The sequence below is a fragment of the Mycobacterium sp. 48b genome (genome assembly GCF_048282725.1).
Lineage (GTDB): Bacteria > Actinomycetota > Actinomycetes > Mycobacteriales > Mycobacteriaceae > Mycobacterium.
Map to the genome: position 1 here is coordinate 5318738 of NZ_JBLVUL010000001.1, position 14526 is coordinate 5333263.

At 68.8% G+C, this 14526-nt stretch carries 16 protein-coding genes; 3 read left to right on the forward strand and 13 right to left on the reverse strand.

From position 1 onward, the window contains the following. Positions 1-40: 40 nt before the first annotated feature. Entirely contained in the window at positions 41-1522 is a 1482-nt protein-coding gene (gene gatA, locus ACNQR1_RS25955; RefSeq protein WP_418048502.1) for an Asp-tRNA(Asn)/Glu-tRNA(Gln) amidotransferase subunit GatA, read from the reverse strand. A 5-nt stretch (positions 1523-1527) separates the two neighbouring features. After that, on the reverse strand, positions 1528-1866 hold the full coding sequence (gatC, locus tag ACNQR1_RS25960) for an Asp-tRNA(Asn)/Glu-tRNA(Gln) amidotransferase subunit GatC (RefSeq protein ID WP_418048503.1): 339 nt from the start codon (positions 1864-1866) through the stop codon (positions 1528-1530). 103 nt (positions 1867-1969) lie between these two features. Here gatC and ACNQR1_RS25965 point away from each other — a divergent pair, with 103 nt between their 5' ends. Next, positions 1970-2629, forward strand: coding sequence for an amino acid-binding protein (locus ACNQR1_RS25965; RefSeq protein WP_418048504.1), 660 nt, complete (start codon positions 1970-1972; stop codon positions 2627-2629). Between the two features lie 13 nt (positions 2630-2642). Here ACNQR1_RS25965 and ligA read toward each other — a convergent pair whose 3' ends face one another. Both ligA and ACNQR1_RS25975 read right to left on the reverse strand, forming a co-directional pair. Beyond that, positions 2643-4745 (reverse strand): NAD-dependent DNA ligase LigA, encoded by a 2103-nt coding sequence (ligA, locus tag ACNQR1_RS25970; RefSeq protein ID WP_418048505.1) that lies wholly within the window; start codon positions 4743-4745, stop codon positions 2643-2645. A 30-nt stretch (positions 4746-4775) separates the two neighbouring features. After that, positions 4776-5366 carry a class I SAM-dependent methyltransferase gene (locus ACNQR1_RS25975; RefSeq protein ID WP_418050509.1) on the reverse strand — a complete coding sequence of 197 codons (591 nt, stop codon included), beginning with the start codon at positions 5364-5366 and terminating at the stop codon, positions 4776-4778. 97 nt (positions 5367-5463) lie between these two features. Between ACNQR1_RS25975 and ACNQR1_RS25980 the strand changes: the two genes are divergently transcribed. Both ACNQR1_RS25980 and ACNQR1_RS25985 read left to right on the forward strand, forming a co-directional pair. Beyond that, the gene (locus ACNQR1_RS25980) at positions 5464-5865 is read left to right on the forward strand and encodes an MmcQ/YjbR family DNA-binding protein (RefSeq protein WP_418048506.1); all 402 of its coding nucleotides are present in this window, start codon (positions 5464-5466) and stop codon (positions 5863-5865) included. Positions 5866-5877: 12 nt separating this feature from the next. Next, positions 5878-7452, forward strand: a complete 1575-nt coding sequence (locus ACNQR1_RS25985) for a 4-coumarate--CoA ligase family protein (protein WP_418048507.1) — start codon at positions 5878-5880, stop codon at positions 7450-7452. On the opposite strand, the gene ACNQR1_RS25990 is transcribed toward ACNQR1_RS25985, so the two are convergent. From ACNQR1_RS25990 to ACNQR1_RS26030, 9 genes are all read right to left on the reverse strand, one after another. Continuing rightward, positions 7449-7772, reverse strand: coding sequence for an ArsR/SmtB family transcription factor (locus tag ACNQR1_RS25990; RefSeq protein WP_418048508.1), 324 nt, complete (start codon positions 7770-7772; stop codon positions 7449-7451). The two genes, ACNQR1_RS25985 and ACNQR1_RS25990, sit on opposite strands and share 4 nt — an antisense overlap. Further along, complete coding sequence (locus ACNQR1_RS25995) at positions 7769-8263, reverse strand: SRPBCC family protein (protein WP_418048509.1); 495 nt, start codon at positions 8261-8263, stop codon at positions 7769-7771. The genes ACNQR1_RS25990 and ACNQR1_RS25995 overlap by 4 nt, the downstream gene beginning before the upstream one ends. A gap of 69 nt (positions 8264-8332) precedes the next feature. Beyond that, on the reverse strand, positions 8333-9343 hold the full coding sequence (locus ACNQR1_RS26000) for a methionine synthase (RefSeq protein ID WP_418048510.1): 1011 nt from the start codon (positions 9341-9343) through the stop codon (positions 8333-8335). Next, a complete protein-coding gene (gene mnmA / locus ACNQR1_RS26005) occupies positions 9340-10410 on the reverse strand; it encodes a tRNA 2-thiouridine(34) synthase MnmA (protein WP_418048511.1) in 1071 nt (356 codons plus the stop codon). Before mnmA ends, ACNQR1_RS26000 begins: the two co-directional genes overlap by 4 nt. Beyond that, positions 10407-11633, reverse strand: coding sequence for a cysteine desulfurase family protein (locus ACNQR1_RS26010; protein WP_418048512.1), 1227 nt, complete (start codon positions 11631-11633; stop codon positions 10407-10409). Before ACNQR1_RS26010 ends, mnmA begins: the two co-directional genes overlap by 4 nt. A 47-nt stretch (positions 11634-11680) precedes the next feature. Beyond that, complete coding sequence (locus tag ACNQR1_RS26015; protein WP_418050510.1) at positions 11681-12526, reverse strand: lysophospholipid acyltransferase family protein; 846 nt, start codon at positions 12524-12526, stop codon at positions 11681-11683. Then, positions 12520-13368: a GNAT family N-acetyltransferase gene (locus ACNQR1_RS26020; RefSeq protein WP_418048513.1), complete on the reverse strand. Its 849-nt coding sequence runs from the start codon at positions 13366-13368 to the stop codon at positions 12520-12522. The genes ACNQR1_RS26015 and ACNQR1_RS26020 overlap by 7 nt, the downstream gene beginning before the upstream one ends. Positions 13369-13455: 87 nt before the next feature. Continuing rightward, positions 13456-14115: a nitroreductase gene (locus ACNQR1_RS26025; protein ID WP_418048514.1), complete on the reverse strand. Its 660-nt coding sequence runs from the start codon at positions 14113-14115 to the stop codon at positions 13456-13458. Further along, a complete protein-coding gene (locus tag ACNQR1_RS26030) occupies positions 14115-14525 on the reverse strand; it encodes a cupin domain-containing protein (RefSeq protein WP_418048515.1) in 411 nt (136 codons plus the stop codon). The genes ACNQR1_RS26025 and ACNQR1_RS26030 overlap by 1 nt, the downstream gene beginning before the upstream one ends. Between the last annotated feature and the right edge of the window lies 1 nt (position 14526).

Sequence of the window (14526 nt, forward strand, 5' to 3'; positions counted from 1 at the left end):
CCCGCCTGACACAACCGTGCCGGGCATAAGCGCATGGCGTCTACAACGCGCTGGGCAACGGGCCTCGGGCGGCCTCGTAGGCGGCGCCGACGCGGTACAGCCGGTCATCGGCCAAGGCCGGCGCCATGATCTGCAGTCCGACCGGCAGGCCGTCGTCGGGCGACAGGCCCGACGGCACCGACATACCGCAGTGCCCGGCCAGGTTCAGCGGCAGCGTGCACAGGTCGAACAGGTACATGGCCAGCGGATCGTCGACCTTCTCCCCCAGCCGGAACGCCGTCGTCGGCGTCGCCGGCGACACCAGGACGTCCACGCTCTGGTAGGCCTGCTCCAGGTCGCGGGCGATCAACGTCCGCACCTTCTGCGCCTGGTTGTAATAGGCGTCGTAGTAACCCGCCGACAACGCATAGGTGCCGATCATGATCCGGCGCTTGACCTCCGGGCCGAATCCGGCGGCCCGGGTCAACGCCATGACCTCCTCGGCGCTGTGCGTACCGTCGTCGCCGACGCGCAGCCCGAACCGCATCGCGTCGAACCTCGCCAGGTTGCTCGACACCTCCGAGGGCAGGATCAGGTAGTAGGCGTCCATCGCATGGTCGAAGTGCGGGCAGTCGACCTCGCTGACCTCAGCGCCCAGCGCGGTGAGCTGAGCCACCGCGGCATTGAACGACTCCAGCACCCCGGGCTGGTATCCCTCGCCGCGCAGCTGCTTGACGACGCCGACGCGCACACCCTTGAGATCGCCCGCCGCACCGGCCCGGGCGGCACCGATCACATCGGGAACCGGGGCATCGACAGACGTGGAGTCGCGCGGATCGTGGCCGGCGATCACCTGGTGCAGCATCGCGGTGTCCAGCACCGTGCGGGCACACGGGCCGCCCTGATCGAGCGAGGACGCGCAGGCGATCAGCCCGTAGCGCGAGACCGTGCCGTAGGTCGGTTTGACGCCGACGGTCGCGGTGAGCGCGGCCGGCTGACGGATCGATCCGCCGGTGTCGGTGCCGATCGCCAGCGGAGCCTGATAAGCGGCCAACGCCGCAGCGCTACCGCCGCCCGAACCGCCGGGCACCCGCTCGGTGTTCCACGGGTTACGGGTCGGTCCGTAGGCCGAGTTCTCGGTCGACGACCCCATGGCGAATTCGTCCATGTTGGTCTTGCCGAGGATCGGGATCCCGGCTGCGCGCAGCTTGGCGGTGACGGTCGCGTCGTACGGCGCGCGCCATCCCTCAAGGATTTTCGAGCCCGCGGTGGTCGGCATGTCCATCGCGGTGAAGACGTCCTTGAGTGCCAGCGGCACCCCGGCCAGCGGCGAGGGCAGCGTCTCACCGGCGGCCACGGCAGCGTCGATGCGTGCCGCGGTCTCCAGCGCGGAATCCGCCGCCACATGCAGGAAGGCGTTGAAGCGTTCGTCGGTCGCCGCGATCTGGTCCAGGTGCGCCTGGGTCACCTCGGTCGAGGAGACCTCCTTGGCCGCGATCTGGGCACCCAGGGTCGCCGCGTCGCGACGGATCAGCTCACTCATGCTCGTCATTCACCCTCTCCGAGAATCCGCGGCACCGCGAAGCGTCCGTCTTCGGCGCGCGGCGCGGCGGCCAGCGCTTCCTCCTGCGTCAGGCACGGTTCGACAACGTCAGGGCGGCTGACATTGACGATCCCGGATTCCTCCCCGGGTCGCTGCGCTCCTGCCCGCCGCGCCAGCGGGTTGTCGGTGGCTTCCACGCCAGTGACGTCGACGGACTGGATCTGGCTGACGTGGCCGAGGATGGCATCCAGCTGGCCGGCGTAACTGTCCAGTTCGTCATCGGTCAGCGCCAGACGCGCCAGACGCGCCAGATGGGCAACCTCGTCTCGGGAGATCTTCGACACGACAAAGCAGCCTAGTCAAGCCACCAAATCGGGCTCCCGTCGGCAGTGCACCAGACGACGCACCGGCATGCCCGAGCCCGCCCGCTGTGCAAAGGTGATGCGCGTGCCTTCGTATCTGCTGCGGGTCCAGCTAGAGGACCGACCAGGCAGCCTCGGCTCGCTCGCCGTGGCGCTGGGCTCGGTCGGTGCCGACATCCTGTCGCTCGACGTCGTCGAGCGCGGAGCCGGTTACGCGATCGACGATCTGGTCGTCGATCTGCCGCAGGGCTCCATGCCGGACACCTTGATCACTGCCGCCGAGAACCTTTCGGGCGTCTTCGTCGACAGCATCCGCCCACATACCGGGCTGCTGGAGGCACACCGCGAACTTGAGTTGATCGACCATGTCGCCGCCGCACGTTCGAAGGCCGACCGGCTGAAGGTGCTCGCCGAGGAAGCACCCCGGGTGCTGCGCGTCAGCTGGTGTGTCGTGGTCCGCTCCACCGCAACCGGTGTGGAACGCATCGCCGGGAGTCACGGCGCTCCCGAGACCCAGGCCCGGTCGGCGCCGTGGCTGCCGTTGCAGCAGGCCGCCGCACTCGACGGCACCGAGGACTGGGTGCCGCAGGTGTGGCGTGACATGGACACGACGCTGGCCGCCGCGCCGTTGGGCGACCCGAACACCGCGGTCGTGCTGGGCCGTCCCGGCGGCCCTGGGTTCCGGCCATCCGAGGTGGCCCGATTGGGGTACCTCGCCGGGATCGTCGCCACGATCCTGCGCTAGACGGGCCCTGCGGCTAACCCTCGTCGGGCGCTGCCTCTTCGGGCGCAGCCTGCGGACCTTCGGCGAGCAGTGTTCGGAAGCCATCCTCGTCGAGGATCGGGACCCCGAGCTCTACGGCCTTGTCGTACTTGGATCCGGGTGCGTCACCGGCCACGACGTAGGCGGTCTTCTTGGAGACCGAGCTGGCGGCCTTGCCGCCGCGGCTGATGATGGCTTCCCTGGCCTCGTCCCGGGAGAACCCGGGCAGGGACCCGGTCACCACGATCGACAGACCTTCCAGCGTGCGCTCGATACTCGCGTCGCGCTCGTCGGCCATCCGGACCCCTGCGGCGCGCCATTTGTCCACGATCGCGCGGTGCCAGTCGACGGTGAACCAGTCGATGACCGCGGCGGCGATCGTCGGCCCCACCCCCTCCACCGCGGCGAGCTGCTCCTCGCTCGCCGCGACGATGGCGTCCAGGCTGGCGAACTCGGTGGCCAGTGCCCGCGCCGCGGTGGGACCGACGTGGCGGATCGACAATGCCACCAGCACCCGCCACAGCGGCTGGGCCTTGGCCTTGTCCAGATTGGCCAGCAGGCGCTTGCCGTTGGCCGACAGTTCGCCGGCCTTCGTCGTGAACAGCTCGGTGCGCAGCAACTGGTCGGCGGTCAGGGTGAACAGATCGCCTTCGTCGGTGATCACGCCGGCCTGCAGCAACGCGGTGGCGGCCTCGTAGCCGAGTCCCTCGATGTCGAACGCGCCGCGCCCGGCGACGTGAAACACCCTCTCCCGCAACTGCGCTGGGCAACTGCGGGTATTCGGGCAGCGGATGTCGGCGTCGCCCTCCTTGGCCGGCGCCAACACGGTGCCGCATTCGGGGCAGTTGGTCGGCATGACGAACGCGTGCTCGGATCCGTCGCGCAGGTCGACCACCGGGCCGAGCACCTCGGGGATGACGTCGCCGGCCTTGCGGATCACCACGGTGTCGCCGATCAGCACGCCCTTGCGCTGAACTTCTGTCGCGTTGTGCAATGTGGCCAGCCCGACGGTCGAACCGGCCACCTTGACGGGCTCCATGTAGGCGAACGGGGTGACCCTGCCGGTTCGCCCCACGCTCACCCGGATGTCGAGCAGCTTCGTGGTCGCCTCTTCCGGTGGGTACTTGTAGGCCACCGCCCAGCGAGGTGCGCGCGAGGTCGAGCCGAGCCGACGCTGCAGCGCCACCTCGTCGACCTTGACGACCAGGCCGTCGATCTCGTGGTCGACGTCATGGCGGTGCTCACCCCAGTAGGCGATCCGCTCGGCGACCGCGGCGACGTCGGACACCTTGGCCGTGTGTTCGGACACCGGCAGGCCCCACTGGCCCAGCGCCCGGTAGGCATCATGCAGGGATTTGAAAGGGAATCCCCCAGAGCTCTCGATATGCCCCAGCCCGTGGCAGATCATCCGGAGTTTGCGCCGTGCGGTGACCGCCGGGTTCTTCTGACGCAACGAGCCCGCCGCACTGTTGCGGGGATTGGCGAACGGGAGCTTGCCCTCGGCGACCAGTCCGGCGTTGAGCTCCTCGAAGTCGGCGACCCGGAAGAACACCTCGCCGCGCACTTCCAGCACGGCAGGCAGCGGAAACTCGTCGGAGGGCGTCAACTTCTCCGGTATGTCGGAGATGGTGCGGGCATTGAGCGTCACGTCCTCACCGCTGCGCCCGTCACCACGGGTCGCGGCCCGCACCAGCCTGCCGTCGCGGTACACGAGCGCCAGGGCTACGCCGTCGATCTTCAGCTCGCACAGAAAGTGCGCGGCGTCGCCCGTCTCGCCGCTGATCCGGGCCGCCCAGGCCGAGAGCTCGTCGGTATCGAACACGTTGTCCAGCGACAACATCCGTTCCAGGTGTTCGGCGGGCGCGAACTCCGTGGCGAACCCGGCGCCGCCGACCAGCTGGGTCGGGGAATCCGGGGTCCGTAGCTCGGGGTGCTCATCCTCGAGCGCCTGCAACTGCCGAAGCAGTGCGTCGAAATCCGCATCGGAGATGATCGGCGCGTCTTTGACGTAGTACCGGAACTGGTGCCCCCGCACCTCTTCTGCGAGTTCCTGCCAACGTCGTCGCAGGTCAGCGTCTCCGGTGTCGTTCGAGGTCACCCTCGCAGGCTAGCGGAGCCCGCCGACAGCTCATGGCAGCGGCAAGCGCCGAAACCTGACGATGTCGTGCCAACGGTTCCCGGTGGCATCGCAGAACTCGAAGTCGTCGGCTTCCACCAGCTCACGCAGATCGTCGACGGTGAGGCGGTCCGGGTCCGGAAATCCTTCTCGAAACACCAGCAGCGCACCGGGTTTGAGAATGCGATGTAAGGACCGGACGCACCCGCGCTTATCCGATATCTCGCCGAATGCCGAAGCCAGGAACGCCACGTCGAAACTGTCGTCGTAGAACGGCAGCTCTTCGTCGGCGTCGCCGGTGTGGAAACTGACGTTGTAGCACTCGGCACGGTCGAGAGCGCTGCGCGATTTGTCCAGCATCTCCAGCTGAACGTCGAGCAGGTCCAGTCGCCCTCGGTGCAGGTTGCGGGCGATCGCGACGCTGAAGTATCCAGGGCCCGGACCGATTTCGAGTACCCGCTCGAATCCGGTCAGGTCGAGCCGCTTGACGGCACGCTCGTCATCTCCGCTGAGTCGGCGCAACGGATTGTTGAGGAAATAGGCGGCCTGATGTGGATAGGGGTATCCACCCGTTCGACGGGTCTGCCGGGTGAGGGAATCCAACCAAGTCGTGGGCATGTCCACCTTCCTGCCGATAAGCAAGGTAAGGCTAGCCTAAATTCTGGTCAGCCGGGCCGCCCCCTACCGCTACCCTGACGACATGCCGCACCCGATCATGTTCAGCGACGACGACTTGGGCCTGGCCGAACTCCGCACCGTCGCCCTGGGCTTCCCGGAGGCGTTCGAGAAGGTCTCGTGGGGCCGGCCGGTGTTCTGTGCGCCGAAGATGTTCGCGATGTATGGCGGCAACGTCAAACCCGAGGGCCGCGGCGAGATGCTGCCGTATCCGCATTCGCTGCTGATCAAGGTCGACGAAAGCGACCGCCGGGCACTCGAACAGGACAGTCGCTTCTTCTTCCCGGCCTACATGGGCCCCTTCGGGTGGCTCGGTCTGGACTTCACTGCGGCGAAGGTGGATTGGGCCGAGGTCCGCGAACTCATCGACGCCTCGTTCCGCCTGGTCGCCTCACGCCGGCTCATCAAACAACTCGACGAGAACTGATCGGAAACAGCCATGAGCTTTGCCAGTCCATTCCCCGACGTCGACCTGCCCACCGTCAGCGTCTACGACTATCTGTTCGCCGGCATGTCGGCGGCCGATGCCGACCGGATCGCCCTGGTGGACGCCAAGACCGGCGCCGAAACCAGCTACGGCGAGCTGGTGGCCCGCATCGACGCGTTCGCCGGCGGGTTGGCGGCCCGCGGCATCGGTGTCGGTGACGTGGTTGCCCTGCTGTCGCCCAACAGTTCGGGTTTCGCGATCGCGTTCCACGGGATCCTGCGCGCGGGCGCCACCGCCACGACGGTCAACGCGCTGTTCACCGCGCGCGACATCACCAAGCAGCTCAAGGATTCCGGCGCCCGCCTGCTCGTCACGGTCAACGCACTGCTGCCGCAGGCCCTGGAAGGAGCGGTAGGAGCCGGCCTCACCGAGGACCAGGTGGTGGTGCTCGACGGCGAGGGACTCGGCGCCGACGGTCCGGCACCCGAGGTGCGCTTCGATCCGGCCACCCATCTGGCGGCGCTCCCGTACAGCTCGGGCACCACGGCCAACCCCAAGGGCGTCATGCTGACCCACGCCAATCTGACCGCCAACGTGGCTCAGATCCGGCCGCTGCAGGGCATGACCTCCGATGACCGGCTGCTGGCCGTGCTGCCGTTCTTCCACATCTACGGCATGACGGTGCTGCTCAACGCCGCCCTGCACGCGCGCGCCCGACTGGTCATCATGCCGTCGTTCGACCTCACCGAGTTCCTGGACAACATCGCGACCCACCGGTGCACGTTCGTCTACATCGCGCCGCCGGTGGCCGTCGCCCTGGCCAAGCACCCACTCGTCGATTCATATGACCTGTCCTCGCTGCGGGCGGTGCTGTCCGGTGCCGCCTCGCTCGATGCCGACCTCGGCCGCGCCGTGGCAGATCGGTTGAGCTGCACGGTGTCTCAGGGCTACGGCATGAGCGAGCTGAGCCCGGTCAGCCACATCACCCCGCACGACGGCGGACTGGCGTCGGCCGGCACGGTCGCGCCGCTGGACTCGTGCGGCTGGACCGTTCCCAACGGCGTGAGCAAGCTGGTGGACCCCGACACCGGCAACGAAATCGAGATCCCGGCAGAAGGTTTGAGCGAAACCGGCGAACTGTGGTTCAAGGGGCCCAACGTGATGGCCGGTTACCTCAACAACGAGGCGGCCACCCGGGAAACCATCGACGCCGACGGGTTCCTGCACACCGGGGATCTGGCCCAGGTCGATGCCAACGGCTGCGTCTACGTCGTCGACCGGCTGAAGGAACTCATCAAGTACAAGGGCTACCAGGTGCCGCCGGCCGAACTGGAGGCCGTGTTGCTGGGCCACCCCGGCATCGCCGACGCCGCGGTGATCGGGGTGCAAGACAGCGAGTCCGGCGAGGAAGTGCCGAAAGCCTTTGTGGTCAAACAGCCTTCAGCGGACTTGAGCGCCGAGGACGTGATGACGTTCGTGGCCGGCTTGGTGGCTCCCTACAAGAAGGTGCGCCAGGTGCAGTTCATCGACGCGATCCCCAAGTCCTCGGCAGGCAAGATCCTGCGCCGGGAACTGCGCGGCAGCTAGTCCTCGACGTAGGCCCGCAGGCGGTCGATCGCGCCGTCCCAGCGCCGCGACAGGGCCGTCAGGTAGTCACTGGCCTGTACCAGTGGCTCGGGCTGGATCCGCCAGATGCGTTCTCGGCCCTTGCGATCACTGGTCACCAGACCCACCGCCTCCAGTAGCAGCAGATGCTTGGTCGCGGCCTGGCGTGTCACCGGAATCACCTGTGTCAGTTGCACTGTCGAACACGGCCCGCCGTCACAGAGCCGGGTGACGATGCGCAGCCGGTTGGGATCGCCCAACGCGTCGAACAGCGGGGCGCGGTCGTCGACGGCGGCCGTCACACAGCCGCTCCCCGCGCGAGGTACTTGCGCACCATCTCGGCCTGGTGGGCCCACCCCTGGCTGTTGGCCTCGAAGGCCGACGTGCGCCGCGCCGCGGGAATCGCGTCGAATCCCGATTCGACGATGCGCAGCAGGACCCCATCCTCGGCCTCGGCCAGGGTGAACTCCACCAGGGTGGTGGGAGCGTCCGGTTCACGGGAGCCGGGTTCGACGGCGTACGGATGCCAGCGGAAGGCCAGTCGATACGGCGGCTCGACCGCCACGATGTGCCAGGCGTCGGCCTCACCGGCGTAGGGCTCCTGCATGGCGGCGACCTCTTCGTCGACCTCGGTCGGCGTCATCACCCCGTTGACCGATTTCCCGGCGACGAACGGCCCGTCGAAGCGGACCCCGAACCAGCGGCCGAATTCCTCGGAATCACTGATGGCGCGCCACACCCGGTCCAGGGGCGCCTTGAGCAGAACTTCCTTCTCGATCCGATCAGTACTCATATGCAACCTTTCAGTTGCCTTTCAGCGTAGAGCCGCGCACGACCAAGCGCAACCTTTTGGTTGCCTTAACTAGATGGCGTCCGGATCTTCGGCGAATGCGTCGGCGGCCTTCTGCGTGAGTTCCACCGCGGTGCGCGCCCATTGCGACGTGGCACCGGCCAGCCCACACGACGGCGTGATGCCGATGCGGTCACGCAGCACAGCCCGGGCGAAACCGAGCCGGTCGGTCAGGGCCACCGCCGCCTTGGCGATCTCCTCGACGGACGGCCTGCCCTCGGGCGCGATCGACGGGACCACACCGAGCAGGACGGTGCGTCCCGAATCGACGAACTCCCCCACACCGTCCAGATCCGCCGGCGTCAGCGTCGAGACGTCGACGGACACCGCCTTAACAGTGCTGCGCAACAAGGCCTTCCACGGCAACTCGGGTGCACAGCTGTGCAATGCCACATCCGAGCCGGAGGCTGCCACACACGCGTCGATCAGGTTCATCGCCAACGGCTCGTCCACCGGATGCACCGGGGTGAAGCTGGTGACGCCGGAGAGCCGGCCGGCCAGCGCCGCGGGCAGCGACGGCTCGTCGAGCTGGACCACCACCGGGGTCTCCAACCGCCGGGCCACCTCGGCCCGGTGGATCCCCAACCCCTCGGCCAGAGAAGCCGAAAGATCGCGCAGCGCACCGTGATCAGTGATGGCCCGATGCCCGTTGGGCAACTCCAGCTGGGCTGCCAGCGTGATCGGGCCCGGCGCCTGCACCTTGACCGCGCGGCCACTGCCGCGCAGACCGGCTCGTTCCCAGGCCTCGTCCAGCGCATCGATGTCCTCGCCGAGCAGGCTCACCGCCCGGCGCAGCGCAGTGCTGCGGCCACCGGCGATGCGGTAGCCGCGGGGCACGGTGTCGATGCCGATGTCGACCAGGAGGGCCCCGGCCCGCCCGATCAGATCGGCGCCGATCCCCCGTGCAGGCAGCTCCACGAGGTGCGAGAGGGTGTGCAGTTCACCGACGACGACTTCGGCCGCAGCGCGGGCGTGCGTACCCGGCCACGATCCGATGCCGGTGGCCGCAGCGAAAACGCTCACGCGCGTGCGATGGTCGCGCTGGCGATGACCTCGTCGCCGTCGGCGTCGGGCCGGTACAGCACCATCGTCTGGCCGGGGGCGACCCCGCGCAGCGGTGCCCGCAACGAGACCTCCAGTCTGCCGTCGCGCAGCTCGGCCACCGCGTCGGTGATCCCGCCGTGCGCCCGCACCTGAATCTGGCACTCGACCGGTCCCCGAATGGCGGCCCCGCCGGTGAACACGGGCTTGTCGCCGACCAGCTCCCAGATCTCGAGGTCCTCGGCAGGTCCCACCCGGACCGTGCCCGTCTCGGCGTCGATCGCCGTGACATAGCGCGGTCGCCCATCGGCACCCGGGCCCGCGATACCCAGCCCCTTGCGCTGCCCGATGGTGAAACCGTGCACGCCGTCGTGTTCGGCGAGCACCGTGCCTTCGTTGTCGATCACCGAGCCACGGCGGACGCCGATCCGGGCGCCCAGGAATGCCTGGGTGTCCCCGGACGGAATGAAGCAGATGTCGTGACTGTCAGGCTTTTTCGCCACAGCCAGGCCACGCTCGGCGGCCTCGGCCCGGATCTGCGACTTGGGCGTGTCACCGATCGGGAAGAGCGCGTGCGCCAGCTGTTCGGCGGTCAGCACGCCCAGCACGTAGGACTGGTCCTTGTCGGCGTCGACGGCACGGCGCAACCGGCCGTCGGCCAGCCGGGCGTAGTGACCGGTGGCCACCGCGTCGAAACCGAGCGCCAGGGCGCGGGCCGCCAGCGCGGAGAACTTGATCCGCTCGTTGCACCGCACACAGGGATTCGGGGTCTCGCCGCGGGCATACGACTCGACGAAGTCGTCGATCACGTCGTCCTTGAACCGATCGGCGAAATCCCATACGTAGAACGGGATGTCGAGAATGTCGGCCACCCGGCGGGCATCGCCGGCATCCTCCTTGGAGCAGCACCCCCGCGATCCGGTGCGCAACGTCCCCGGCGCCGACGACAGCGCCATGTGCACACCGACGACATCATGGCCGGCATCGACCATCCGGGCGGCGGCGACCGAGGAATCCACGCCGCCGCTCATCGCGACCAGGACTCTCATGAGAAGGTCCTCCCCGCGCTGGCCAGCGCGGCCTGCCGGGCCCGTTCGACCGCAGCAGGCAGCACCTCCAGCACCGCGTCGACGTCGGCGTCGATGCTGGTGTGGCCCAACGAGAATCGCAGCGAACCCCGCGCGGTGGCCGGATCGGCGCCCATGGCGATCAGGACATGCGACGGCCGGGCCACCCCGGCGGTGCACGCCGAGCCGGTGGAACATTCGACGCCCTTGGCGTCGAGCAGCATCAGAAGCGAATCGCCTTCGCAGCCGCGGAAGGTGAAGTGGGTATTGGCGGGAAGCCGGCCGGCTCCCTGCGGTCCGTTGAGGTAGCTGTCCTCGATCGTGGACAACACCCCGTCGATCAGCCGGTCCCGCAGCGCCTGCACCCGTGAGCTGTGCTCGGCGAGCCCTCCGATGGCCACCTCGGCGGCCGCGGCCATCGCGACGGCACCGGCCACGTCGGGCGTCCCGGAACGGACGTCGCGCTCCTGACCGCCGCCGTGCAGCAGCGGCACGCAGGCGGTGTCGCGACGCAGCACCAGCGCGCCGACGCCCATCGGACCACCGAACTTGTGCGCGGCGATGCTCATCGCCGCCAACCCGGTCGCGGTGAAATCCACCGGGGCCTGCCCGACGGCCTGGATGGCGTCGCTGTGCATGGGGACCTCGAACTCGGCCGCGACGGCGGCCAGCTCGGCGATCGGCATGATCGTGCCGACCTCGTTGTTGGCCCACATGATGCTGATCAGGGCCACGTCAGCGGGTCCGTCGCCGGCCTCGAGTGCCGAGCGCAGCGACTCGGGTGTCACGGCACCCTCGGCGTCGACCGGCAGCCAGGTCACCTCGGCACCCTCGTGGTCGACGAGCCACTGCACGGCGTCGAGCACGGCATGGTGCTCCACGGCGGTGGTGATGATGCGGCGCCGCGCCGGCTCGGCGTCGCGGCGGACCCAGAAAATGCCCTTGACGGCGAGGTTGTCGCTCTCGGTCCCACCGGCCGTGAAGATCACCTCCGACGGGCGACACCCCAGCAGTCGAGCCAGGGTCTCGCGGGCCTCCTCCATCCGGCGGCGTGCCATCCGGCCGGAACCGTGCAGCGACGACGCGTTGCCGACGGTGGCCAGCGCAGCGGTCATCGCCTCGATGGCAGCGGCGTGCATCGGGGTGGTGGCGGCGTGATCGAGATAGACCGGCCCGCCTGAGGAGGAAGTCAGGATGGAGGCCATAACCCTCCTAGGATAGCCGCTGGCAGGCGGCCCTCCCTCCAGCCGCCTCAGGCCGCCAGGACGTGCGCGGGAGCGCCAGGGAGCTCCTGGTGGCCGCGCACCACCGCCTCGCAGCGTCCGGCGAGTGCCCGTCGGTCGTCTCCGGGCAGCTGCAGCGACCCCACATGGACGTGGCACACCGTGCGACGTGCGGTGATGACCCGCCGCACCGACCGCAGCAGGGTGTCCTCCCCCACGAAGGCCGGGATCGTCGACGGCCGGCCGTCGCGGTGCCGGTAGACCAGCCGCAACGGCTGTACCGGCCGGGCCGCGTCGATCGCGGCCTGGAACATCGCCGGCCGGAACGGTCCGTAGGCCAGGCCGCACCAGGTGGTGCCCTCCGGAAACGCCACCACGGTGTGCCCGGCGCGCAGCCGCTCGGCCACGGTGTGCACCACCGCGGGCAGCCGGCGCAGGCTGCCCCGGTCGATCGGGATGACCTTCATCACCCGGGCCAGGCGGCCCAACGCGGGCCATTCCACCAGATCGGCACGGGCCACGAACGAGCCCGGCAGCACCGCACCGATCGTGAAGATGTCGAGCCACGACACGTGCCCACTGACCACGAGCACGCCCTGCAGGTTGCGAATGGGCCCGCCCGACAATGTGACTCGAACGCCGAAGCTGCGCAGCATCAACCGGCAGTAGAACCGCTGCACGTGCGAGCGGCCCGGCATCGGCACCGCCAGCAGCACCGCGCAGGGGAACAGGATGACGGCCATGACCACCCGCACCGTGGTGCGGATCCAGACCACCAGGCGGCGACCGGCGTCGGCGCCGCCGGCATACACACAGCTGCCGTCGCACGAGGCCCTGGGCAGCCAGGAATGTTCACACGAGGCGGTGGTCACGATGCGCCCCCGGCCATCCCGTCGGCCATGTCAGCCGCTGCCGAGACCGAGCGCAGGCGCTTGAGGTAGCGGACATCGGCGCGGCGCTTGTCCAGCAGGGCCGGGAAGTCCCCCACCCCGAAGGCCGGATCGTGGGCCGGTTCCCCGCACACCTGCGCACCCAGGCGCAGATAGCCGCGCATCAGCGGTGGCACCGTGGTCCGGGACGGCGGGTCGATGTCGTCGAGCCCTCTGCCGTCCAGCACCACCGGCCGGTACGGGTACACCGTGTGTTCGGCCGGCGCGGCGTGACGACGCCGCACGAAGTCGCGGACCCCGCGGATCTGGGTTCCCGGTGGGCCGTCGGCGTTCCCGGCGACCGGCACCGAAACGCAGCCGGTCACGTAGTCGTAGCCGGAACGGTCGAGGTAGGCCAGGATGCCCGCCCACATGAGCAGCACGACGGCACCGTTGCGGTGGTCGGTCCGTACCACCGCACGCCCCATCTCGACCAGGGACGGCCGCAGTGCGTCGAGACCGCGGACATCGAATTCGGTGGCGGTGTACAGGCCGCCTGCGGCGATCGCGCCGGGCGGGGGCAGCATCCGGTAGCAGCCCACCAGTTCGCCGGTGCGGTCCTCGCGTACCAGCAGGTGGTCGCAGTACTCGTCGAACCGATCGGCATCGCGCCCATCGGTGGCATCAGCAAGGGCGAATCCGGGTTCGGAGGTGAACACGTCGTGGCGGAGCCGCTGGGCGGCTTCGATGAGCTCGTGGTCGGCGGACAACAAGAGGGTGTAACGCGGCGCATCGGGCGCCGCGCTGTCGGCGTGATCAGCGGCGATGAGTACAGATGCAGTGCTCATAACCAGCACGGTCGCCCAGCCGGGTCTCCATACGGCATCGCCCGTGTGACATGTCTGTGAGCGCCAGGTGACTTTTTGGGCCGGCGGTCAGTCGCCGAGGAACACCACGTTCTCGGCGATCGGGTTGCGCGGTGTGTCCAGGTGATTCGCCGGAAATTGGGGGTCGGCGTAGCCGATGGACAGCCCGCTGAGGATGGTCAGATCGTCGGGAATGTCGAGTTGTTCACGTAGCACGTCGGGATAGAACGAGATGGACACCTGCACGCAACTGCCCAGACCCCGTTCGTTCAACGCCAGCAACAGGGTCTGCAGGAACATCCCGACCCCCATCGCGTCGACGTTCGTGAAATCCCGGTGCATGCAGACCACCCCGGCGACCGGTGCGTGGAAGAACTCCCAGTTGCGCTTCTGGGCCGCCCAGCGTCCCTTGGCGTCGTCGCGGGCGATGCCCATGGCCCCGTAGACCAGGGCGCCGCTCTCCCGGCGCAGGTGGGCGAACCGCGGCGGAAGGCCCGCCGACCCGATCGCCGGGGGTGCCGCCTCGACCGCGGCGAGCAGCGCGTCCACCAATCGGACGCGCCGCTCGCCGGTGGCGAAGAAGACGTGCCAGGGCTGGGTGTTCGAGTTCGACGGCGCCCGCACCGCCAACGCGAGCGCCTCGTCCAAGAGCTCTCGCGGAACAGGCTTGTCCGGCAGGAACATTCGTGACGAACGACGCGACCGGACGACGTCTCCGAACTCGGCCATCAGCGCACTCGCCGGTCCTTGCGGGCTTCGAGTTCCTCGTCGTCGACGATGACGAGCATGGGTTCACCTGGCACACACAACATGTTGACGAGGAACTTCAGCGGGATGTCGTCACGGTTGTTGGCGTCCGAGTAGTGGATGACGTCACCGCCCGGCTCCCAGAAGGCCTCCCCCGCCTTGACCACCCGCGGCGCCTCCCCCTCCAATTCGAAGAGCATCTCGCCTTCCAGCACATAGCCGAAGGCGGGGCCTGCGGGATGCCGGTGTGGCGGCGCGCCGGGGGATCCCGCGGGCCACTCGATGACCGTCGTCATCACTTCGGCGTTCGGCGGGATGAACGGCGGTGTCACACTGGCGATCACGGTCATCGCATCGTGGAGCGCCTGCTCACGCTCGGCTGAGACGGGCATG

What these genes read in the sequence shown, in the direction of transcription:
- gatA (WP_418048502.1), bottom strand. Translation starts at nt 1,522, where the DNA reads ATGAGTGAGCTGATCCGTCGCGACGCGGCGACCCTGGGTGCCCAGATC.
- ACNQR1_RS25980 (WP_418048506.1), top strand. Translation starts at nt 5,464, where the DNA reads ATGCCGCACCCGATCATGTTCAGCGACGACGACTTGGGCCTGGCCGAA.
- ACNQR1_RS25985 (WP_418048507.1), top strand. Translation starts at nt 5,878, where the DNA reads ATGAGCTTTGCCAGTCCATTCCCCGACGTCGACCTGCCCACCGTCAGC.
- ACNQR1_RS25995 (WP_418048509.1), bottom strand. Translation starts at nt 8,263, where the DNA reads ATGAGTACTGATCGGATCGAGAAGGAAGTTCTGCTCAAGGCGCCCCTG.
- mnmA (WP_418048511.1), bottom strand. Translation starts at nt 10,410, where the DNA reads ATGAGAGTCCTGGTCGCGATGAGCGGCGGCGTGGATTCCTCGGTCGCC.
- ACNQR1_RS26010 (WP_418048512.1), bottom strand. Translation starts at nt 11,633, where the DNA reads ATGGCCTCCATCCTGACTTCCTCCTCAGGCGGGCCGGTCTATCTCGAT.
- ACNQR1_RS26020 (WP_418048513.1), bottom strand. Translation starts at nt 13,368, where the DNA reads ATGAGCACTGCATCTGTACTCATCGCCGCTGATCACGCCGACAGCGCG.
- ACNQR1_RS26025 (WP_418048514.1), bottom strand. Translation starts at nt 14,115, where the DNA reads ATGGCCGAGTTCGGAGACGTCGTCCGGTCGCGTCGTTCGTCACGAATG.
- ACNQR1_RS26030 (WP_418048515.1), bottom strand. Translation starts at nt 14,525, where the DNA reads ATGCCCGTCTCAGCCGAGCGTGAGCAGGCGCTCCACGATGCGATGACC.